Below are 20,433 nucleotides of genomic sequence, written 5' to 3'. Positions count from 1 at the left end.
AATTTCCATTTGTCTAGTGACTGTTTCATTCAAGATTGCAGATTCTAATGCAGCCTACATACTCAACTTCATTAATCTCCGCCACCACCACAAGATGAACAGCTGGATGAGCTGCAAGAAGAGTCAGAAGATGATCCCGAGGATGATCCGGATCCTCCCGAGGAACTACCACTATCAGTACATTGATCCGTATAACAGCTGGAACCGCTTGTGCAACCACTGCTTGACGAGGAACCAGAGACTGCCTTTTCTTGTGGAAGAATTTCCTGCTCCAGTCGGCCCATGTGTAGTCCATATGTCGCCTCATTATGCATGGAGTAATACACCATGGCGCTAGCCATGACGAGAGCTACATCGCTACCTCCGGAAGATGCTGGAGATAACTCTTCTTCACTTAGAGTTGCGGATCCACTTAATTTATCAATCAAGTAAGCAATCACCTGAGCAGCTTCAGGATCCTCTTGCATGCGTCTGGCATGAAACAATTCATTCACAAGTTTTGATTGATCACCCTGTGTAATCAGCTTCTGAACATCACTGGATAATGGGTAAGCGAAAAAATCACCCCAGATTGCAGCACTGTAGGGGGTGAATTCGAATAATTGACAGTACACCCAGTCAAACCATGCACGTGCTCCTGGCATTTCGCGGCGAGTGATTGCAGGTTCATGGTGTACCATGGAACCCATTAACTCTGCACAAAAGTCAGCGTAAGATTTCGTGAACATCAGCATCTCATGCCACAAATCATCTATCTCATCACTAAACATAGGCACCTGCTTAAGTAATGAAGCCATAATGAAGTATCGCTTAAGCTCTATTAGTTTCCACCGATACTCCAGCGTTTTCATGTGAGGATATTCCTGTTGAATTCGGATCTTGAGTTTGTTGGCAAAATGTTTATTGTAGCTCTTCTCCAACTGAAGAATGGTTTGTTGATAGGAAACTTCTTCTCGAAGTCCAAGATTCAATGGCACTTTTTTTCGTCTGTACGTAACTTTCGTCTGTTTCCTGCGTCTTCCTGCTGGACGGAAAGTCTTGAGCTTGCGTCGAATCAAATAGGCTATTACAACCAATAAAACTGCTGCAAGGTAGTAGTAGATCGGCATAATAAAACCGCTCCTCTCCGTTGATCTTCTCTATGTAAGGGTTAAACTATCAATAGTATAAATGAGGAACGGCAGTGATTCATAGAGCCCTTTGGCATAACATGCCAGGGCTCTAGTTTTGTAAATTTCGTTGTTGCCCATTGTTATGAAATGGCAATGATTATACTCGTTATCAGCATCAACAATGTTACAGGCGCCCAGATTCTTCGTTCCCATACACTTCTCGTAATCAGATTCAAAATCGTCCCAAGTACTAAATACGCGACGATAAACCAGATCGCTGTCTCTGCAAAAACAGACCACTGAGGCCAAAGCAATCCTGCTTTACTCAGAACAATGATCCCCATGAATGCCAAAATCGCAATCAGAACTATGCAGGAAAATCGCATGGAGATAGGGTATTTCCCGGGAAACTTCCCACCCATAGCATACTCGCCCCACGGCACACCTACCGCTAAAGCAACTTGAAAGAGAATCACGATTAGGATCAGGAAGGTAAATGCTATTGCTGACGTTAATACGATCATGAGCACGCTCCTAAATCATAGGTGATTATAATGGTTTATCATAAGTACCCGGGCTTGATCACAGTTCAATGGTTCAGTAAAAGGTACTTCCAGGAAGTATTCAAGCTGCCACTGCTGGGTTTTCTGAGCCTGGTTACTTGTTGGTTTGTCCCAAGGCGGATATACACGTATGGCGCGCTTGCCACCTTTGCCTTGATCCGATATGATATCTCGCTGTAACAATACATGTTTTGGAAATACAAATTGACCAAAGTTGCTACCTGTGCGCGTACTAATGACATACATATCTGCTGGATCTGATACATCATATGGCTGTGTCGATCCATCCTCACTCCGCTCCCACAGGGTAACAAATTGTCCAATCTTAGTTGGGGTGGTTTTGGCGATGCGAAATCGAATGGAGAGAGAATTTAAGGTGAATACATACGCCCCGTATTCAGCATTTTGTGCTTCTTCATGTGGTTGTGAGCAGATAAAGCCACACTTGTCATAGATAAGTTCTTTACTGGCAACTAAGTCGCCATGAAGTATATCAGGAGTAGTCCAAGCATTCGGACAATTCAAACTACTTTTGTTATCCAACTTGTGATATCTCTCCTGTCTTATATAGTCTGAACTAAGGCATTTGCGATAATTTCAGATATTTCTTCATTGATATGATGTATATTGAATAAGTTATTGATCTCATTTATCGTTGGATTGATTAACATATAGTTCCCTCATATAACTAGGATCTTGATTCATTTGGTAAACATGCGGCGAGGTTAGCTTCCAATTACACAGGGGGTTATCTTTCAAAATGGGCTCGTTCTTCTTGCTTGGAACTAAAAATATAATCCGGATACTGGTTTGCCATGGGTGGAAGCTGATCCTCGGGGAAAAATTGCAGATCCTTCATCTCTTCATTATCGGGCGTGAGTTGCCCCGACTTGATCCTGCATTCAAATACGATAGTCAAATATTCGACCTGATGACCGTTACTGTATGTAAACCGTCTTGCTTCACCTCCGTATACTCCGATAATCTTTTCGGGTTCAACGACCAGACCTGTCTCTTCCAGTGCCTCTCTCACCATCGCTTGCGCCGGTATTTCACCAAGCTCAATTGCTCCAGCAATGAGCCCCCAGGTTGATTCGTTATGTTTACGACCGAACAGAATCTCCCCTTCTCCATTCCGAATAATCCCAGCTACACCCGGCATAAAAATAAGCTCGTTGCCGATCTTGTCCCTCAGGTTTTTGTAATAGTCTGATATGCCCATACAGGTCTACCTCCTGTCTTTAATTAATGAATTCTCTTCTATGAATGATCCATTGTACGGCATCCCAAATATCTGCAGCGATATAATCAGGTTCAGTCTCCATCCATCTGTCTCTGAATTGGGTTAGTGAAGATTCCCCCCAGCCTGTTCTCACCATGATCTTGGTCGCTCCTACGGCATGGGCAGCAAGCATGTCTGTATCTCCCACATCTCCAATAACTATGCATTGGGATAAATCCAGACCGTGTTCCTCGGAAGCTTGCAGTAACATTCCGGGTTTCGGCTTTCGGCAACTGCATTCTTGCTCATGTGGACATATATAGGAGTGATCGAATCCATACTCGCGAAATTGCGCTTCAAAATCCTGAACACTTGCTTCTCCACGTGAGATTCGATATTGATTCGTAAACGCCAGTACCATAATTCCTTCTCGCTTCAAACACATAATGGCTTCTTGAGCTTTGGGGTATAAGCTGAAATCTCTCGGATGAATAAAATGTCCTGTACCACCGATGGTTCCATCTCTGTCTATAAAAACAGCTTGTACATTCCCATTTGGTTTCATCATGGTCTGTTCCTTTCCGAGGACATATTATTGTATCTCTCGCATCGATCTAAAATTAGTTCCCTATACTTTCTCATCGATAATATGCTTGCTATCATCTTGCTGCTTATGGTGTTGCTGTTTTTTGATTTCAGTTTTAAGATAGTGTACTTCTTTGATGAGTAGATCCAGCTTTTGGGATGTTTTGGATGAATCTACGGCATAACGTATAATTGCCGCAAAGATAAGAACCACAATAATACTTATCATTGAGATAATCAAAGCCCAGAAAAACTCCATATTTTTGCTCAACTCCTTGCTGTCAAAAAACTAAATTGTAAAACTCTTCTGAAAACCAAAACCATATCAACCCCAGGATCACCATAATGGTGCCTAGTACTTTTAATATTATTTCGATATGTTTAGGGATATCACTATGAGGTGGGTTATCTTCGAACTCCCAATTCGGTTAAATTTCTCGATATCTCATCAGAACAAATACTTTGTATAAAAGGTTAGGAAAAAAGTAACACGCAACGCCCACGATAAATACGGGAGTAGATAAATAACCAAAGGTGCTGGTGGTCCATTCCATCTCTATTCCCTCCATCCTCCTTTTGGACTCTCTCTCACTCTTCCTCTGCGAGAATGTCAGCACAGCGAACAATCAATTCAGGCATATTTTCTCCATCAAATAGAACATGAAGCTCATATCCATTATCGATCCGATACAGCTCCTGATACAACCAGTGAGTGCCTATAATCCCAACGTCTTGCTTGATGATTTCGGGTGCAACCAGCGTAAGTTTGTTTATATTGGTGAAGCCCCCGCGGGTGTCAAAACGAATGAGCACTTCATCCCCTGTCAGTAGCTCTGTTACAGTACAATCATGAAACTGAACCCGGTTACGAATTTCATCGGAAATACCCTGCGCTATAATAACTTCCCGGTATTCATTCGATACACGCTCCATCTCTCTCCTATTTTCTGCACTCAGTTTCTTTAGCTGTAGCATAACCTCTTTCGTACAGTAGCCCAACGTAAACACACGGATATCCGCAATTTGTTCAACGATTTCCTGTGGCAAATTCTCTGCCTTATATCGAAAATTCCATTCCATTGATTCTTTGTACTCTTCCTTGCATTTCTTCTCATCAAACGGAGGGCGTACATCATATTCTGCAATAAGTTTCTCGATATGCGCTCTTTGTTCCGGCGGCATGTGAAATACGATCTGATCCTCTTCTGTCACTTCTCCCTCACCGAAAGCTTTGTCTACGCGAGTGAGCACCTGTCCATCATGCTCCAGCATGAAACGTGGATCCATATTATATAGCTCTCGCTCCTGTTTCACATGCGCTTTTTGCTTTCTTTTATATAGCCTTAAAAATAGATTCTCATCGAACTCATACGCTCCTCTATGTACCCTCATCCCAAAATGAAGTCCTATTCGTTGACACAGCTCATACCATTCTTTCGTTAAATATCTCATATGCACCTCTTCTGCTGATTTTTAGAATCTACTTTGCGATTGAAGCGTAAAGCTTTTTTATTTGTGACGAGAAATTAGCTGCACCTGGAATATGTGTGCGTTTAAAAAACGCTGTTAATTGTTTAGGATGATTTTTGACCATATCATATTCAATGATGGTGTTAGCGATAACAGATCTCGTAAAACCTAATACCTCGACCACTTCAGTTCGATCTCCCGCATCAGGCTCCTCGCCTTCTGGAAATTCTCCATCTGGATCATCTTCCAATTGTTCACTGAATGTTAAACGAGCCAGAACATAAGACATGATGTGGTCCTTGTTTCCGTCCATCTGCTCCATAATCCACTGTATGCACTCTTCTTCGGTTGGAGCCGAGACGCCAAACCCTTCCAGCACATATTTCCGTTCTTTAAATGAATCCATCAGCAACGATGCTTCGAAACTGGCATGCTCGACAAATTGGACCTGAGGTTTAAGCTGAATAATTTCAGTTGTTACCTGTGTATACCAATCACTCGTTAGAAATTGCTCTATGGTTTGCATCGCTACGCCTCCCCTATCTTCAGCCTTAACAATCCCTTATACTCAACAGACGTACAGGTCTACGCCAAGGTTTGGAAAAATTTGTGTTTTATTTCTTTGTCGTTTCGCGCCGCCCATTCATGCACAGCTTCTACACCTGCGGAATCCTGACCTCGTCGAAAATAAAAGCACAGATCGATCGGCACTAAACGTTTACCATAGAGTTTGATGCCAATCCGTCTGTAATTCACATAAATACACTCAATCTGAGCTGTATCATATCTATGATTTCTCGTAGAAATCACATGATCTCTTTCCAGCGTAATACTGGGTTTAGTGAAAAATAAACGCCAGATCAGGAAAACGATATAACCGAGAATAAAGGTCAATATAACGATCAGGGAGTACTTCGAAATACCATTTTTACCGTACATACCATCCCTGAAAAGTATAGCTTCAATGACCAACATACATAGTAGGCTCAACCATGCTCTTGGATAAATCGTCTTGTACGTGATGAGTTCCACCTCCTAATTATTCTCTCCATTAATCCGAAGCCACTTGGAAGGGACTTTTCTGGCAAAATGCTTTTCAACAAAATCCAAAATGTCTTCAATTCCGGGCAATGCCGCATTTTCTTTGGCTTCGTCAAACGTCATCCATTGGTACTCGGTATGTTCATGATTTAACCGGACAACCTGGCTTTCATCCACGTATCCTACGAATACGGGAGCGGTATAGATATACTCTCCCATGGGTGAATAATATTGTTCGAATTGATTGGCAGAATACAACTGGACTTCCGTAATACCTGTTTCCTCGTGGGCTTCTCTGAGTGCAGCTTCCCATGCCTTCTCGCCCTTCTCTATCCCGCCGCCAACATAACACCACTCATTATGCAACATACGACCAGCCCGCTTCAGCATCAGTACACGGTATTGATCCAGGCTCTTCTTCAACAGAACTACAGCCACGCCTTCGCAACGAAAGGGCACTGCCTGTTTCGCGTGCTCCTCACCATTCATATTCCCGACCCCTTCTCTTCGGAATCAAAGTCTTCCAGAACCTTAAACTTATCCCCGTGGATTTTGTCCAGATGATCTTCTCCCCAATAACACAAATGGTCCAGGGCAGGCTTAAGTCCCCAGCCGTAATCCGTTAACTCATACTCCACTTTGGGAGGAACCTCCGAATATACCTTGCGCTGCACAATCTCGTCCTTTTCGAGACCTCTGAGCTGTGTTGTCAGCATCTTCTGCGTAATGTCCGGTATCAATCGTCGAAGCTCTGACGTGCGTTTCCGTCCAGTCATCAAGTGATAAATAATCAAAGGCTTCCACTTCCCACCCATCACTTCCAAGGCCGCTTCCACGCCTACTTTATATTTCTTTGGAGCACTTGTTTCTCCATGTTCCGTCATTTTTGAACCCCTCCATAATCAGGCTGTATCCTAGGTGAAAACATAATCTTCTTGCTTCTCTTTTTCCATTTATTCAAGCCCATTTCGGGGCCGCCATTTAGGGTACTTCAATGTTCCTATGGCACTTTATTCTTCTTATAGAACATCAAAGTGCGTACTTCCAGATGTTTTCATACCTGTTTATAATAGCATCAGCCATTGATTTATGGCTACAAGACCGTAATCCAGAAAGGTAGTGAAAGTTAAGATGAACGTACTCGTTGTCGTATCCCACCCGCGTAAAGATTCGTTGACCTTCCAGGTAGCTGAACGTTTTGCAAAAGGGCTTACCGAGGCTGGTCACGGTTATGAGATATTGGATTTACATGGAATTGGCTTCGACCCGATTCTTCGTGAAAAGGATGAACCCGACTATACTCAAGAAAATCAGGTGTTCTCACCAGAGGTTGAAACGGAGATGGAGCGTTTGAAGAAGCACGATGCTGTGGCTTTTGTGTTTCCTCTCTGGTGGTGGCATCTGCCAGCCATGTTGAAAGGTTATGTAGATCGTGTCATGAACAATGGGTTTGCATATGGCAAGAACAAACTTCCTCATCAGCAGATATTATGGATCTCTCTTTCGGGTGTGACGGAAGAACAGATGCATAAGCGCAACTATGGTGAATCAATTGCCAATCTGCTCAATGTGGGTATTGCCGATTATTGCGGCGTGTCCCGATCCAGGGTTGAGTTTTTATATGAAACGTTGGAATCCAAGCCTGAGCATTATGAGGCATTGCTGAACCATGCGCATAACCTGGGACTGAACTACGCCAACGACCCTTCGACGTTATAAAGGCATTATAGCGCTACATCGATATGACGCCTGACGCCGCAACTCCGCTGGAACACAGCAAAAAGGTCGCTCCAAAGAGCGACCCTGTCTGTTTAAATGCAATTATTTTACGGTCGAGAGAAGGAACTTCTCCAACATACTGGTATCGGTAATACTATGGTTGCAAGCTGTGTTATCCATGCATACGTACTGGGCCACGGAAGAACTGTTGTCCGGCGTATAACTCTTGGTTTTCACGTTGAAAAATCCGAGCTCCTGATGGCGATGACAGAACATGCAATACCCTTTCTTGTTCGTGGCTGTAAGCCGTCCCTCAATTCCGAGGAATCTGCCTTCATGCGGATACACGATGAACAAGCGATCGGTAGCAATGTCGGTCCATCTCAGATAAGTTGTACGTGCGTAATCGACGGATTCCAGATCCGGCACTTTGAGCTTCTTTACCTTGGGAAACAGCTTCTGAATCTGCTTCGCGGATACTTGCGGAAATGGAATCAGATATGCTTCCAGCTGGTTCAGATAGGTCTGCAACTCATGTGTCTTCTCATACGTGGATAACTGCTCCAGCAGTTGCTTTTGTTCCGGCGTCAGATCATCGAAGATGCCAACGGCATTCGTACTGACGGTATAACGGACCGTATCCAATACTTTGGGGTCCACGACCGAGCGCAGCGTTTTGAGCAGGAAATCAGCTTGTTTTTGAATATAATTGAATTGATGATTATGAATAAATGGTGTTTGCATGGCTTTCAGCCCCTTATTTTTATTAGGAAAATAAAGTAAGGTGCAAAGCCTGCGGGTTGAACCATGATGTTGATGTTGATTCCAGGGCAACGATCTCATTTTGTCGCGCCCTACACAAAGTCCGCCCCTATTCAGGCTTTGCGTAAGGCTTTCTAGCGAACGAGCAATCCGGCATCATCCATATTGCCACGTCATAACCCCCAATACGATAGATATATCGAAATTATATCAGGGTAGCATAGCGTAGGCAACGGGCTTCGTTCCAGTTTTCTCTTTTCAGGAAATATGATTGATTCTCAGGCTTTCTTCCCATTTTCCACGAAATGATCTACTGCTGACTGCTCAATGGCCAGTCCTTCAGTGTAACGCTCCATGAACAAGGCAAATCCATTCACATCCGCGCTATTTGGAGAAACCTCTTGTCCTTCTGCATCAATAAACACCTTAGTAGTAAGGTACTCCGCCAAACCCTCATGCTGCTGCTTATTCACCATGTAGGAAGCCAAAATAGCCATTCCCCATGCTCCGCCTTCGCCCGCGGTAGACATGACCGAAACGGGAATATTCAGTGCGGATGCGCACATTTTTTGAGCGACAAGTGGGGTTTTGAACAATCCGCCATGCGCCCATATGTGCTCAATCGTTACGTGCTCCTTCTGTGTGAGAATATCCAGTCCGAGCCTGAGTGCAGCAAATGCAGCAAACAGATGGACTCTCATGAAGTTTGCCAGATTGAAGCGACTCTCTGGAGAACGCACGAACAACGGACGACCTTTCGCAATTCCTGTAATGTTCTCGCCTGAATAGTAGCCGTAGCTCAGTAAGCCACCGCCATCCGCGTCAGCTTTCAGCGCTTCATTGAACAAGACGCTAAATAACTGATTCATATCGGGTTTCATCCCCATCGCCACATAAAATTCACGGAACAAGTCGACCCAGGCATTAATATCGCTGGAGCAGTTATTCGCAAGCACCATAGCCACAGGATTGCCATCAGGTGTAGTGACAATATCAATCTCAGGGTATACCGCAGATAGGTTTTTCTCTAATACAATCATGGCAAAAATCGATGTACCCACGGAAATGTTGCCCGTACATTTTTGGACACTATTCGTAGCAACCATGCCTGTTCCGGCATCGCCTTCCGGAGGGCAGAGTGGGATATGGGATTCCAACCTACCCGATGGATCTAACAGTCGCGCACCAGCTTCACTAAGATATCCGGCATGTTCACCGGCAGTATACACATTAGGTAAAATATCTATAAGATTCCACGCGTAGCCTCTGTCAGCAATTAAATCGTCAAACTTCTTCAACATAACTTCATGATATCCCCGTGTGGATTCATCCATTGGGAACATGCCTGAGGCATCCCCTATACCAATAGCTTTACTGCCAGTTAACAGTCGATGTATGTAACCCGATAACGTCGTAATATAATTGATGTTCGTGACATGCTCTTCTCCGTTCAAAATCGCTTGATACAAATGTGCGATGCTCCAGCGCTCTGGAATTTTAAACTGGAATTTCTCGGTTAGCTCTGATGCAGCCTTCCCCGTTGTGGCATTACGCCATGTACGGAACGGAACCAATAACTCCCCTGCCTGATCAAGTGCAATGTAACCCTGCATCATAGCAGAACATCCGATTGATCCAATCTTTTGTATCGTTACACCATATTTTTCCTCAATCTCTTGCTGTAATTGATGATAGGTTTGTTGCAACCCATGAATCATTTCATCCATATGGTAAGTCCAGTAACCGCCAATCAATTGATTTTCCCATTCATAACTGCTGGAACAGATGGTATTAAAATGTTGATCTATGAGTACAGCTTTGATTCGTGTGGATCCAAATTCAATGCCTAGCGAAGTTTCTCCCCTGACTATTGCTTGTTGCAAGTTTTGACCCATGATCGTATTCATCCTCTCTGAATTTGAAATAGCTCGATTCGGGAATAGGTGATTTGAATAGCCCAAATCAAGGTGTAAATTTCATGAAGAAAGAGCAGGATTGGAGCTGTAACGGACATTTACAAAGGTAATACCGCCTGTACTTCACCACATGCCAATATTTCACCGGTTTGAATAAAACCAAGAGAGTCATAAATTTTCTTCGCAGCTAGATTTTCAGGTTTGTAGGTGAGTTCTACAACTTTGGCTTTTCCACGTGGGAAAGTCCTCGCATACTCAATTGCTTTTACTACGATTTCTTTACCATATCCGTTACCTTGGTATCGCTGGTCAATCATCATCTTGAAGATGCCATAACTGCTATATTCAAAGTTGCCATCCCCGTCATCATAGTACATCGAAATAAAACCTACCATATTGTCTTCCTTATAGACTGCAAAAGTAATAATAATCTGCCCCTCATCTGAGGCAACGTACGCTTCAGCAAGTGCATGTTGGTTCGAGGATATGAATCTTTGTTGGTCTGGAGTGACTTTAAGTTCAATACATTCGATAAAATTATCCCAAGTTATTCTTCTAAATTCCATTTTGAATTCCCTCCTGCACTTGTCATCATTACTAGTTTCTTCTCTATCTAACTGCACTCGTAAAACTCGCTTTAAAAATAAGATCATACACATTGGTGTAAGAATCGTAATACTCAAGTGCCTGTTTTCTTTCTTCGTAAAACGACTTCAACCTCTCTGTGTCTCCAGTATCGACATAAGCGATTAACTCACGACTTGCTTTTTTGTATGCTTCTACACTTTGTCTCGTAGGTGCAAAATCAAACGAATTATAATCTAGCACGGGAGTAAAGTCCTCCGGTCGGATTCCCACATTTGATTCAGCTTCCGCTATGAACTCGTGTAATTTCGAGAAATCTACCGGCTCTTCCAGAAGTACATTGCCCAAAATGTGAACCACTTCCTGATCCATCTTGTTGAATCGAGTTGTAAAGATGTGATTCAACACATGCATCTCCATCAAATTTCTGGTGTACAGAAAATAGCTATTAACCAAATGAAGCGTTGAGTTTTTATACTCTACCGAGAATCTCGCACCTCGAAGGATATTAGCCGGGATATATACTCGGCCGTCTATCATTTTTGCTTCGGCTCCTGCCTTTGTTTGGAGTTCCTTTTCATTAAATATCACGCTGATTTTCTTAGGTGCACTTGAAACGGTATGAGCCATGGAGCAGCTTAATAACGTTATAGCAAGTGTAAACATCATCATCTTTTTCACTATGTACAACTCCTCGATAGGAATAATCAGGATATACTTGCATTTCATTTTTTATCGTACCATTTTATTCAAATAAAGGTAATAGACTACATATATGCAACGTTCTTTATCCATACACCAAAAAGAAGCCACCTCCCTGGCCTTCCCCAGTTCAGTGACTCCTATTTCACAGCCCTATTCTAACCCTTACATTTAACTACTCCTTAACAGCACCAACCACAATCCCGGTTACAAAGTACCGTTGCAGGAACGGATACACTAACAAGATCGGAAGTGCACTGATAAAGATCTGCGAAGCCCGAATCGTCCGTTGGGACAGGTTCTTCACCGCTTCCGGATCAAGCTTCGACATATCGGCCTGTACAATAATCGTCTGCATGAATGTCGCGAGTGGCAGCTTTTCCGCATCACGGATGTAGATAATCCCATCGAAATATGCGTTCCAATGCCCCACCATCATGAAGAGCGAAACGGTTGCAATAACAGGTACGGAGACTGGCAGATAGATTTTGATAAACGTCTGAAAATGTCCTGCCCCATCGATAAATGCAGCTTCCTCCAGATCCTTCGGAACGGTACGGAAGAAATTGAGCAACAGAATGATGTTGAACACCGCAACCAATCCCGGCAGGATCAAGGCCAGCAATGTGTTCATCAGTCCCAGCTTCAGAATCAGGATATACCCCGGAATGAGACCACCGCTGAACAGCATCGTGATGACAAAATACCACAGATAGATGTTACGTGCGCGGAACACCCGCGTCTCCTTGGAGAGCGCATAGGCTGCAATCGTATTAACGATTAACGCAAGTCCTGTACCCAGTACCGTCCGCTCCACAGATACCCATAAGGAGGAGAGGAAGTTGGTATTGGCAAATGTTTTTGCATACGCCTCCAATGTAAATCCAATCGGCCAGAACGTGACGAGACCAGCATTCGCAGGTGCAGATGCGCTAAGAGATACCATGAGCAAGTGATACAAAGGCAGCAAGCAGAGCAGTGAAAGCAGGGTCAGTAACACATTGTTGAATATGCTGAATATGCGGTAAGGCATCGTTTTATGATACATTCGTTCGTCCTCCTTTCTAGAAAATTCGGTATCCGGCGAATCGGTAAGCCAGTCGGTACGAGATCACAATCAGGATTAGGCTGATGACCGATTTGAACAGATTCACAGCGGTAGCGAAACTGAACTGCCCACTAAGCAGACCTTCTCTATACACAAACGTATCGATAATATCGCCTTGTTGGTAAATCAACGGGCTATATAAGTTAAAGATCTGGTCAAAGTTGGCGTTAAGCACATTCCCCAGTGCCAAGGTTGCAATGACGATCCCAATCGGAATAAGAGCCGGGATGGTAATATACATCGTTTGCTTCCAGCGTCCTGCGCCGTCCACCTCAGCCGCTTCATACAGAGCCGGGTTAATGCCGGACAATGCCGCGAGGAAGATGATCGTGTTGAATCCAAACTCTTTCCAGACGTCACTCGCAATAATCGTGAATCGGAACCAGCTGCCATCCCCCAGGAAGAAAATCGGCTTGATACCGAATACCGAAACCAGGAACTGATTGACAATACCCGTCTGGGCTAGAATGTCGATCAGGATACCGGATAACGTTACCCAAGACAGAAAGTGTGGTAGATACACGAGCGTTTGAATCGTTCTTTTTAGCGCCATCTTCCGTACCTCGTTGAGCAATAAGGCGAAGACAAACGGAATGATCAGATTCATGACAATCTTCGTACAGGCAAAAAATAGCGTGTTCCACGTAATTTGCAGGAAGTAATCATTTTCCCACATGTACCTGAAGTGCTTTAGCCCTACCCATTCGGAATTGAAAAATCCCAGTGCAGGTTTATAATCCTGAAATGCCATCAAAATCCCGGACATCGGAATGTATGAAAATATAAAGACCATAATGGCCGCCGGCAACACCATGAAGTGCAGAATCCATGGCTGTTTATAGCGTTTTTTTCTCTTTTTTTCCAGCTTGTTCCCAACGTTTGCCTGCGGGACCCGCTTACCCTCCAATTTAGCCTCCATAGCACTGCTCCTGTTCCCAAAAAAAGTTTTTGTGTGTGATGGGGTTCTCTGATATAAATAGTATCAAGCCATACTGAGGTCTGCTATATAACATTGTTAGGCTTGATAGTGTTTTGTTAGGGCCATCCTAGAAGAAGTTGTTTACACACGAATTAGAAGGAGACTTTTTATGTATATATGGAAGCGCTTCATGCCTTTTCAAAATAAAACCAGATCCCGATTCAGTCTATTCGCCAAAATAAATCTGTTAATTGTGGTCTTGTTCATCCCCATTCTGATCATGTACACCTACTCCAACAACGTCACCTACGATGTCGTCAGCAAAGAATTACAGATCTCCAACACGAAGCAGCTCACGTTCTTGTCCAGTCAGATCGACTCCCGTATCAATCAGATGATGGATTTCAGCCTGATTCTCTCCCGAGATCCGAATGTCAGAGCCTTCAACGGCCTGAACATGTGGGATGATCGATATGACCGGATGCAGACCCGTTATGTAATTCAGGAGAAGATGATGCTTCAGACGAGCGTTACCGATATATGGCCTACCCGATATGCGGTGTATTCACAGCAGAATGAGGATGTCATCGCCAACTACAACCGAACTACCGGATATGATGAGGCCTATTTGAAAAAAAATATGAGCGGACAATGGACCTATGGGGACCAAAGTGCCGAATCACAAGATGAGATGAAATCCTTCTATTGGTTCTATACGGACTCCCTTGCCCAACCAGGAATGCTCACGGGAAGCAATCTGGTGATTGAAGCCAGTTTCAGCTATGAGAACATTCAGAATATGCTGGATACGTATAAAGCAGGCGGACAAGGCGATCCTTTCTTATATCACAAAGGAAATGAACCCATTCTGAATCGCAGCGCGGACAAGCAGTTATCCGCAGCACTTACTCAGTATCTGGATACGCACTCACCAGAGGATACCACACAGGACGTGGTCGAACTGAACGGAAAGAAATATCTGGTTAGCTCCGTGAAGTCCACCTATCTGGATTGGCATCTGGTTGACGTCATCCCGCTGTATCAGATTTTGAAACCCATCTCGCTCAGTCAGAATCTGTTCTACACCAGTATGATCTTACTACTCGTTGTGGGCATCTCGGCTTCCATCCTGCTGTACCGGAATGTCCAGTATCCCATCAAACAGCTGATCAAAGGTTTACGCCGCGTAGAGCAGGGCGATTATTCCGTTCGACTGCATAGCAAAAACCAGAATGAATTCTCATTCCTGTTCCGCCGATTCAACGATATGTCCCATCAGATTCAGGATCTGATCGAGAATGTGTTCCATGAGAAGATTAGAGCGAGGGAAGCTACGCTGAAGCAATTACAAGCGCAGATCAATCCGCATTTCCTATATAATTGTCTTGGTTATATCATCAACATGGCCCAGATGAAGGACGAACAAGCTGTGGTCTCCATGGCGCATAACCTAAGTGCGTATTATCGCTATACCACCCGTATGGAAAAAGAGACGTCTTCGCTTCAGGAAGAGATCAAGCTGCTGATCAACTATCTGGACATTCAGAAGCTGCGCAATGGCCGGATTGAATATCACATCGATATCCCTGAGGATATGCTTGCCCAATCGGTGCCACGATTAATGCTTCAGCCAATGGTTGAGAATTCCGTCATACACGGCGTGGCGAAGTCCTATTCATCCGGGGAAATCCGAATTACCGGGGAGCGCAAGAACGGTTTTGGCAGAATATACATCGACGACGATGGCCCCGGCCTAAGCTCGGAACAGTACGAAGCGCTGAACTTGAAGATGCAGGAACCACTGCAAGAAGAAATGGGCTGCGGCCTTTGGAATACGAATCAACGAATCATGCACACATTCGGAAGCCATTCCTACCTCCTATTCGGCCCATCCCCGCTTGGCGGATTCCGAACCGAAATCATCTGGGAGATATCAAAAGAGGATACGGATTCCGATAAAGGTAGTACAGATACGAATTGATATGATACGAACGATAAGTTGATATTTGATTTTGAACGAACCATTTACACGTGAACGCGGAGGACAGAAAAAACCTGAAGAAACGAAGTGCTCGGAAGTGTTCTCTTGTGCGGCTTTTATTAAAAAGGCTGCACAAGAATCGCAGCCTTCGCCCCTATTACAAATTCAACCTTTATATAAGGCTCATTTTTAAAATAAAGGGTTAGACTTTACGTGAACCAAAGCGAAGGATTGAAGGGATTCTGTAGAAACGAAGTGTTCGCCTTTCAAGCATCATTTTAACCTTATAATCATCTAATTCAGAAAATGGGGCTTGAACAGCGATCGAAAGAACCCTTCAAATCCGTAGCGACCTCGTTCACAAGAAGCATCCATTGATTTTAACTTTTAAGACCTATATACCACCAAGGGAGACACTACAACATGCAAATGATGATCGTAGACGATGAAGCACACTGGGTCGATAACCTGTCCATGACCAAGCCCTGGCATACGCTGGGGATTGAGCATGTGCATAAAGCCTACTCGGCACACGAAGCACTACAAATGATCGACACCCACCCCATCGATATCGTGATCTCGGACATCCAGATGCCCGAAATGACAGGCATTGAACTAATCGAACGCATCCGCATCCGGGACAAAAAAATAAAGTGCATCCTGTTATCTGGGTATTCCGAATTCGAGTACGCCAAAAAAGCCATCCAGTTCGAAGCCGTAGACTATCTGCTGAAGCCGCCCACTGACGATGAACTAATGGGTGCTGTGCAGAAAGCCATCGATCAATTGAACAATGAATGGGAACTGGTCAGTTCACTGACACGAACGCAATTTACATTGCGAGAGAATCTCCCCCATTTGCGAGGACGACTGCTCCTTGGGGCTCTGCAGGGACAACGAATCGCCGCTGCCGAATGGGAGCGGAAGCTTGCCAATTACGATCTACCCTTTCACACAGGGGATGCCGCATTAATGTTGGTTCGTTTGGAAGAAGAATTCGGACACTATGACAGCAATGATCAGACCCTGATCGAATATGCGATCATCAACATGGCGGAAGAGATTATGGGTGAGTTTATGGAAGTGTGGGGCGTCAAGGAGGAGCACGGATATCTGGTGTTTTTGCTACAGTTGAAAGAACGGAAAGGTGATATTGGCAAAGAAACCATGCTGGAGAAGCTATCGATTCAGCTTCAATCCAAAGTAAAGCAGTTTCTGAAAGGCTCCCTCTCCATCGTTATCACTGAGTGGTTCACCTTCCCGGAACAGATTTACGATCGTTTCCGTCAGGCTTCGGCCTATTTCCGGCAGATCGTCGGCGACGAACGCGAATTTGTCATGCGCGTTAGCGATGTCGAGACACCTGCGGCGAAAGGCCCCTTGGATGTACTTTACACCCCGCCCACCTTCATTAGTCTATTGGAAAGCGGACAGTGGGATGCCGCCGAAGAGAAAATCCTCGCAGTCTGCGCAGAGCTGGATGAGAAATGGTCGGAATCCTGGGAACATTGCATGGAGGCAGGTTTTCTTATTACCGCTTCGTTCACCAACATCGCCCACCGGAACAAGCTCACTCTGACCACTTTAATGGGCAATGATGTCGAAGATTTGCAAAGTGGCGAAGTTTTCGCTACCATCAGCAAACTGCGGAAATGGTCGCTCAGCGTGCTAGGCAAACTCAAGGAAGGCACATCCAACGAGATCAAGGATATTCGTTCGGATTATGTGAGGAAGATTCAGGATTTTACAGATAAAAACCTGCATCTGGATGTATCTTTGCGCGTGCTCGCTGACCATGTCAATCTGCATCCGACCCACTTGTCCAAGATCTATAAAATCGAAACGGGCGAAGGTATCAGTGATTATATCTCGCGCCTGCGTATGGATCGGGCCTGTCACAAGCTGGTGACGACCACCAAAAAAGTATATGAAATCAGCATGGAGATTGGTTATATGGACCCGGCTTATTTTATCAAAGTGTTCAAGCGTCAATTCGGCGTTACGCCGCAAGAATACAGAGACCAGCACAAATAACATGACTGAAAGCTGTTCTTTTGGAACATTCACTAATAGAGTCCTATGGAAACTAACAAACTCATATAGATGCCCTCCCGCTCAAATTGGTACAGTTACATTGTAAAGATCATACACCGTAGGGGGATTGAACAATGATCAAATTTAAAACATGGTGGTCACTGCTCATGGTTATCGCGCTCATCACGATCACTGCGTGCGGCAGTGGCGAGACAGCCAGTGACAATGGTACCGATAATACGCCGGGAACTGTCGGCTCAGCGGAAGCAGAAGCTGCTTTTGCTAAAGGAAAATATGATCCACCCATCGAGTTCAGTTCGGTATTAATGCCGAAGAAATACGTGCAAGGAGATACCAAAGAAAATAACGTGCACGATCGCTGGATGCTCGAAACGCTGGGTATGAAGCATAAAGATACCTGGTATCCGGCCAATGACGATCAATACAGACAAAAGCTGCAACTGGCTATCGCCTCTGGCGAGAAGCTCCCTGATTTTGTCACCGTACCCACCAATGCGGTATTGACCAATCAACTGATCGACTCCGGTCAATTCATCGCCATCGATGAGTTGTTCGACAAGTACGCAAGCCAGACCCTGAAAGATCACGCAGCAGCACATCCTGAACTGTGGTATCCGTTCACCAAGGACGGCAAGAAATACAACATGCCGATCATGGAGTACACCGATAACGACGATACGCTGCTCTGGCTCCGCGAGGACTGGATGGAGAAGCTGAACTTGGAAGCGCCGAAAACCATCGCAGACCTTGAGAACATCATGGACAAATTCAAGAACGAAAACCCGGACGGTCTGTCTCCTGACAAAGTATTCCCGCTGGCAATCTCGCTGAAAAATAACACCAACACCTGGATGGGTCAGCTCGACTGGTTGTTCGGTGCATACGGTACAATTGAAGAGCAATGGAACAAAGACGCAAACGGCAACCTAGAGTACGGCTCCGTTAACCCGGGTGCCAAACAAGCCCTTGCCAAGCTGGCTGAATGGATGGATAAAGGTTATATCCACGCTGACTCCGCTCTGTGGGACGAAGGTAAATCCGCTGAAAGCTGGACAGCTGGCAAAGCGGGCATTCTGCCTGGCGCTAACTGGGTACCAGACTGGCCAGCACCTGACCTGCTGAAGAACGTACCTGGCTCTAAGTATAAAGCTTACCCTGTTCCAGCTGGCCCAGACGGCAAGATTGGTACGAAGTGGCAGAACTCTGGTGTCAACGCAAGTATCATGATCAACAAAGATGCGAAGCATCCAGAAGCCATCTTCCTGTATTACAACTACTTGCTGGATAACCTGGCTAACCCGAAAGCGGGCAGTGAGTATGAATACGGCTTCGCCAAAGGTTACGACTGGGATATCATTGACGGACAACCGACCAGTGACAAAGAGAAGATCAAAGACTTCTCCAACGAATTCCCTTTCCTGACCGGCCCAGCACGTATCCCGGATCTGTACATGAAAACACTCGTGAAGCTGGCCAACGGCGAGAAGCCTGAAACACCGTACGAGAAACAAATGGCCGAATTCCGTAAACCGGAAAACTGGTATGCAGGTAAAGTCGTCATGTCCCAGATCGATATCCGTAAACAAAACTATTTCACTGGCGCAGCCACACCAACCATGGTATCCAAATGGAACCTGCTCCGTCAGTCCGAGATGGAAACCTTCAACAAAATCATCTACGGCAATCTGCCAATTGATGCCTTTGACCAATTCGTTGCCAACTGGAAATCCAATGGCGGAGATCAGATCACTCAAGAAGTGAATGATTGGTTTAAGTCTGTAAGTGCGAATTAATATTTGGATTTTGGAAAAGTAGAGCGTTAAAAAACCAGCCGAAGCGTGTAATTTACCGCTTCGGCTGGTTTTTTAAGTTAAGATCGGGGTCGCTCCCCCTTACTTTTGGGTTCGCATTAGTGGATCAAGCCTTCGTATCAATCTCCTCCGGCATCGACTGACCTAGCAAGGATACAGTGAGCCGAATCCCATCTCTTAGCCCCTGCATGTACAACCGCTCATTTTCTATGCCTCTGCTGACAATATATCGACTCTCCCACTCAGCATATTCTGGTGTCTGCTCGACATCTTTGCTAGCAAACAAAGCTTCAAAAGCTTCGTCGGTTTCCCCACGTACACGACTAAGTTCAGTATCATGTTCGATTCGGGCAGATACCTCATCCAGCCTTGCTTGAATCGCTCGTTGCATCCACTGTGGAAAATCCATTGCTTCCCCTCCCCTAAGCATTATGTACCTCGCTCATCATCGTACAACTCGATTATGTCTCGCCTTCATCTCACTCACTCGGGCCACCAGTTCATCCACCCTCCGGCTCTGTTCCTGAACCTCAGGGTTCTCCCACAACGGAATCGCTTGCTTCAAGGATGCCTCACCAAGCTGATTAAGCATGCGCCGTTCCACTTCCAATAAGTCAAGCAATCGGCTCATACATCCACCTCTCTAATGGGTCTAACCACATCATGTCTTGTTGCTGTTAGACGGAAGCAACCTTTTAATGCAAACCTAGCTCTATGGTGCACATCCATTCTATTGTCTCATCCAAATTTTACATAAAAATATGATTGTTTTAATGCAGGTTTCGAATTAAAACTGCTATAAACCTTTGATGTTAAAAATATTATCAGTTCCCGGGTTGTAGCTATCGGCAAAAATAAAAGCATCAAACAACAGAGTTTCTT

23 protein-coding genes are annotated in these 20,433 nt (G+C 44.8%); 4 read left to right on the top strand and 19 right to left on the bottom strand.

Annotated elements, in window-relative coordinates:
- Positions 1 to 71: 71 nt before the first annotated feature.
- From IFU39_RS20000 to IFU39_RS19950, 11 genes are all read right to left on the bottom strand, one after another.
- Positions 72 to 1,109 (bottom strand): hypothetical protein, encoded by a 1,038-nt coding sequence (locus IFU39_RS20000; protein WP_091015082.1) that lies wholly within the window; start codon positions 1,107 to 1,109, stop codon positions 72 to 74.
- A 143-nt stretch (positions 1,110 to 1,252) separates the two neighbouring features.
- Positions 1,253 to 1,636 (bottom strand): hypothetical protein, encoded by a 384-nt coding sequence (locus IFU39_RS19995; protein ID WP_091015083.1) that lies wholly within the window; start codon positions 1,634 to 1,636, stop codon positions 1,253 to 1,255.
- A gap of 15 nt (positions 1,637 to 1,651) precedes the next feature.
- Positions 1,652 to 2,218 (bottom strand): MepB family protein, encoded by a 567-nt coding sequence (locus tag IFU39_RS19990; protein WP_192134465.1) that lies wholly within the window; start codon positions 2,216 to 2,218, stop codon positions 1,652 to 1,654.
- 205 nt (positions 2,219 to 2,423) lie between these two features.
- On the bottom strand, positions 2,424 to 2,897 hold the full coding sequence (locus tag IFU39_RS19985; protein WP_192134463.1) for an NUDIX domain-containing protein: 474 nt from the start codon (positions 2,895 to 2,897) through the stop codon (positions 2,424 to 2,426).
- Between the two features lie 19 nt (positions 2,898 to 2,916).
- Positions 2,917 to 3,465, bottom strand: a complete 549-nt coding sequence (locus IFU39_RS19980; protein WP_192134461.1) for an HAD-IIIA family hydrolase — start codon at positions 3,463 to 3,465, stop codon at positions 2,917 to 2,919.
- Between the two features lie 60 nt (positions 3,466 to 3,525).
- The gene (locus tag IFU39_RS19975; protein ID WP_091015091.1) at positions 3,526 to 3,741 is read right to left on the bottom strand and encodes a hypothetical protein; all 216 of its coding nucleotides are present in this window, start codon (positions 3,739 to 3,741) and stop codon (positions 3,526 to 3,528) included.
- 329 nt (positions 3,742 to 4,070) lie between these two features.
- Positions 4,071 to 4,769, bottom strand: coding sequence for a DUF4085 family protein (locus tag IFU39_RS19970; protein WP_244661038.1), 699 nt, complete (start codon positions 4,767 to 4,769; stop codon positions 4,071 to 4,073).
- Positions 4,770 to 4,962: 193 nt separating this feature from the next.
- Positions 4,963 to 5,478 carry a hypothetical protein gene (locus tag IFU39_RS19965; protein WP_192134459.1) on the bottom strand — a complete coding sequence of 172 codons (516 nt, stop codon included), beginning with the start codon at positions 5,476 to 5,478 and terminating at the stop codon, positions 4,963 to 4,965.
- A gap of 59 nt (positions 5,479 to 5,537) precedes the next feature.
- Entirely contained in the window at positions 5,538 to 5,891 is a 354-nt protein-coding gene (locus IFU39_RS19960) for a hypothetical protein (RefSeq protein WP_206759575.1), read from the bottom strand.
- A 96-nt stretch (positions 5,892 to 5,987) separates the two neighbouring features.
- Positions 5,988 to 6,482 (bottom strand): NUDIX hydrolase, encoded by a 495-nt coding sequence (locus tag IFU39_RS19955; protein WP_192134454.1) that lies wholly within the window; start codon positions 6,480 to 6,482, stop codon positions 5,988 to 5,990.
- Complete coding sequence (locus IFU39_RS19950; protein WP_192134452.1) at positions 6,479 to 6,877, bottom strand: winged helix-turn-helix transcriptional regulator; 399 nt, start codon at positions 6,875 to 6,877, stop codon at positions 6,479 to 6,481. Before IFU39_RS19950 ends, IFU39_RS19955 begins: the two co-directional genes overlap by 4 nt.
- Positions 6,878 to 7,124: 247 nt before the next feature.
- Between IFU39_RS19950 and IFU39_RS19945 the strand changes: the two genes are divergently transcribed.
- Positions 7,125 to 7,712 (top strand): NAD(P)H oxidoreductase, encoded by a 588-nt coding sequence (locus tag IFU39_RS19945; protein WP_192134450.1) that lies wholly within the window; start codon positions 7,125 to 7,127, stop codon positions 7,710 to 7,712.
- 102 nt (positions 7,713 to 7,814) lie between these two features.
- Here IFU39_RS19945 and IFU39_RS19940 read toward each other — a convergent pair whose 3' ends face one another.
- From IFU39_RS19940 to IFU39_RS19915, 6 genes are all read right to left on the bottom strand, one after another.
- A complete protein-coding gene (locus IFU39_RS19940; protein ID WP_192134448.1) occupies positions 7,815 to 8,456 on the bottom strand; it encodes a FusB/FusC family EF-G-binding protein in 642 nt (213 codons plus the stop codon).
- Positions 8,457 to 8,752: 296 nt separating this feature from the next.
- Positions 8,753 to 10,369, bottom strand: coding sequence for a xylulokinase (locus IFU39_RS19935; RefSeq protein WP_192134782.1), 1,617 nt, complete (start codon positions 10,367 to 10,369; stop codon positions 8,753 to 8,755).
- Between the two features lie 119 nt (positions 10,370 to 10,488).
- On the bottom strand, positions 10,489 to 10,956 hold the full coding sequence (locus IFU39_RS19930; protein ID WP_192134446.1) for a GNAT family N-acetyltransferase: 468 nt from the start codon (positions 10,954 to 10,956) through the stop codon (positions 10,489 to 10,491).
- 43 nt (positions 10,957 to 10,999) lie between these two features.
- Entirely contained in the window at positions 11,000 to 11,656 is a 657-nt protein-coding gene (locus IFU39_RS19925) for a hypothetical protein (RefSeq protein WP_192134444.1), read from the bottom strand.
- Between the two features lie 196 nt (positions 11,657 to 11,852).
- Positions 11,853 to 12,725 (bottom strand): carbohydrate ABC transporter permease, encoded by an 873-nt coding sequence (locus IFU39_RS19920; RefSeq protein WP_091015104.1) that lies wholly within the window; start codon positions 12,723 to 12,725, stop codon positions 11,853 to 11,855.
- A 16-nt stretch (positions 12,726 to 12,741) separates the two neighbouring features.
- Positions 12,742 to 13,599 carry an ABC transporter permease gene (locus IFU39_RS19915; protein ID WP_179086446.1) on the bottom strand — a complete coding sequence of 286 codons (858 nt, stop codon included), beginning with the start codon at positions 13,597 to 13,599 and terminating at the stop codon, positions 12,742 to 12,744.
- A gap of 274 nt (positions 13,600 to 13,873) precedes the next feature.
- Here IFU39_RS19915 and IFU39_RS19910 point away from each other — a divergent pair, with 274 nt between their 5' ends.
- From IFU39_RS19910 to IFU39_RS19900, 3 genes are all read left to right on the top strand, one after another.
- Entirely contained in the window at positions 13,874 to 15,685 is a 1,812-nt protein-coding gene (locus IFU39_RS19910; protein WP_192134442.1) for a sensor histidine kinase, read from the top strand.
- 423 nt (positions 15,686 to 16,108) lie between these two features.
- Positions 16,109 to 17,719 (top strand): response regulator transcription factor, encoded by a 1,611-nt coding sequence (locus tag IFU39_RS19905; RefSeq protein ID WP_192134440.1) that lies wholly within the window; start codon positions 16,109 to 16,111, stop codon positions 17,717 to 17,719.
- A gap of 134 nt (positions 17,720 to 17,853) precedes the next feature.
- Positions 17,854 to 19,533 (top strand): ABC transporter substrate-binding protein, encoded by a 1,680-nt coding sequence (locus IFU39_RS19900; protein ID WP_149846476.1) that lies wholly within the window; start codon positions 17,854 to 17,856, stop codon positions 19,531 to 19,533.
- Between the two features lie 124 nt (positions 19,534 to 19,657).
- Here the strand turns inward: IFU39_RS19900 and IFU39_RS19895 are convergent, their stop codons facing one another.
- Positions 19,658 to 19,960, bottom strand: a complete 303-nt coding sequence (locus IFU39_RS19895; RefSeq protein WP_149846475.1) for a hypothetical protein — start codon at positions 19,958 to 19,960, stop codon at positions 19,658 to 19,660.
- Between the two features lie 36 nt (positions 19,961 to 19,996).
- Positions 19,997 to 20,182: an aspartyl-phosphate phosphatase Spo0E family protein gene (locus IFU39_RS19890; RefSeq protein ID WP_149846474.1), complete on the bottom strand. Its 186-nt coding sequence runs from the start codon at positions 20,180 to 20,182 to the stop codon at positions 19,997 to 19,999.
- Between the last annotated feature and the right edge of the window lie 251 nt (positions 20,183 to 20,433).

Origin of the sequence: Paenibacillus sp. CFBP 13594 (assembly GCF_014842675.1) — a bacterium.
Classification (GTDB): Bacteria; Bacillota; Bacilli; order Paenibacillales; family Paenibacillaceae; genus Paenibacillus; species Paenibacillus amylolyticus_B.
This window is presented reverse-complemented; position numbering and strand designations above follow the sequence as displayed.

What these genes read in the sequence shown, in the direction of transcription:
- IFU39_RS19900 (WP_149846476.1), top strand. Translation starts at nt 17,854, where the DNA reads ATGATCAAATTTAAAACATGGTGGTCACTGCTCATGGTTATCGCGCTC.
- IFU39_RS19995 (WP_091015083.1), bottom strand. Translation starts at nt 1,636, where the DNA reads ATGATCGTATTAACGTCAGCAATAGCATTTACCTTCCTGATCCTAATC.
- IFU39_RS19910 (WP_192134442.1), top strand. Translation starts at nt 13,874, where the DNA reads ATGTATATATGGAAGCGCTTCATGCCTTTTCAAAATAAAACCAGATCC.
- IFU39_RS19980 (WP_192134461.1), bottom strand. Translation starts at nt 3,465, where the DNA reads ATGATGAAACCAAATGGGAATGTACAAGCTGTTTTTATAGACAGAGAT.
- IFU39_RS19890 (WP_149846474.1), bottom strand. Translation starts at nt 20,182, where the DNA reads ATGAGCCGATTGCTTGACTTATTGGAAGTGGAACGGCGCATGCTTAAT.
- IFU39_RS19895 (WP_149846475.1), bottom strand. Translation starts at nt 19,960, where the DNA reads ATGGATTTTCCACAGTGGATGCAACGAGCGATTCAAGCAAGGCTGGAT.
- IFU39_RS19915 (WP_179086446.1), bottom strand. Translation starts at nt 13,599, where the DNA reads ATGGTGTTGCCGGCGGCCATTATGGTCTTTATATTTTCATACATTCCG.
- IFU39_RS19905 (WP_192134440.1), top strand. Translation starts at nt 16,109, where the DNA reads ATGCAAATGATGATCGTAGACGATGAAGCACACTGGGTCGATAACCTG.
- IFU39_RS19970 (WP_244661038.1), bottom strand. Translation starts at nt 4,769, where the DNA reads ATGGATCCACGTTTCATGCTGGAGCATGATGGACAGGTGCTCACTCGC.
- IFU39_RS19965 (WP_192134459.1), bottom strand. Translation starts at nt 5,478, where the DNA reads ATGCAAACCATAGAGCAATTTCTAACGAGTGATTGGTATACACAGGTA.
- IFU39_RS19935 (WP_192134782.1), bottom strand. Translation starts at nt 10,369, where the DNA reads ATGGGTCAAAACTTGCAACAAGCAATAGTCAGGGGAGAAACTTCGCTA.
- IFU39_RS19940 (WP_192134448.1), bottom strand. Translation starts at nt 8,456, where the DNA reads ATGCAAACACCATTTATTCATAATCATCAATTCAATTATATTCAAAAA.
- IFU39_RS19975 (WP_091015091.1), bottom strand. Translation starts at nt 3,741, where the DNA reads ATGGAGTTTTTCTGGGCTTTGATTATCTCAATGATAAGTATTATTGTG.
- IFU39_RS19955 (WP_192134454.1), bottom strand. Translation starts at nt 6,482, where the DNA reads ATGAATGGTGAGGAGCACGCGAAACAGGCAGTGCCCTTTCGTTGCGAA.
- IFU39_RS19920 (WP_091015104.1), bottom strand. Translation starts at nt 12,725, where the DNA reads ATGTATCATAAAACGATGCCTTACCGCATATTCAGCATATTCAACAAT.
- IFU39_RS19985 (WP_192134463.1), bottom strand. Translation starts at nt 2,897, where the DNA reads ATGGGCATATCAGACTATTACAAAAACCTGAGGGACAAGATCGGCAAC.
- IFU39_RS19930 (WP_192134446.1), bottom strand. Translation starts at nt 10,956, where the DNA reads ATGGAATTTAGAAGAATAACTTGGGATAATTTTATCGAATGTATTGAA.
- IFU39_RS20000 (WP_091015082.1), bottom strand. Translation starts at nt 1,109, where the DNA reads ATGCCGATCTACTACTACCTTGCAGCAGTTTTATTGGTTGTAATAGCC.
- IFU39_RS19950 (WP_192134452.1), bottom strand. Translation starts at nt 6,877, where the DNA reads ATGACGGAACATGGAGAAACAAGTGCTCCAAAGAAATATAAAGTAGGC.
- IFU39_RS19960 (WP_206759575.1), bottom strand. Translation starts at nt 5,891, where the DNA reads ATGTACGGTAAAAATGGTATTTCGAAGTACTCCCTGATCGTTATATTG.
- IFU39_RS19945 (WP_192134450.1), top strand. Translation starts at nt 7,125, where the DNA reads ATGAACGTACTCGTTGTCGTATCCCACCCGCGTAAAGATTCGTTGACC.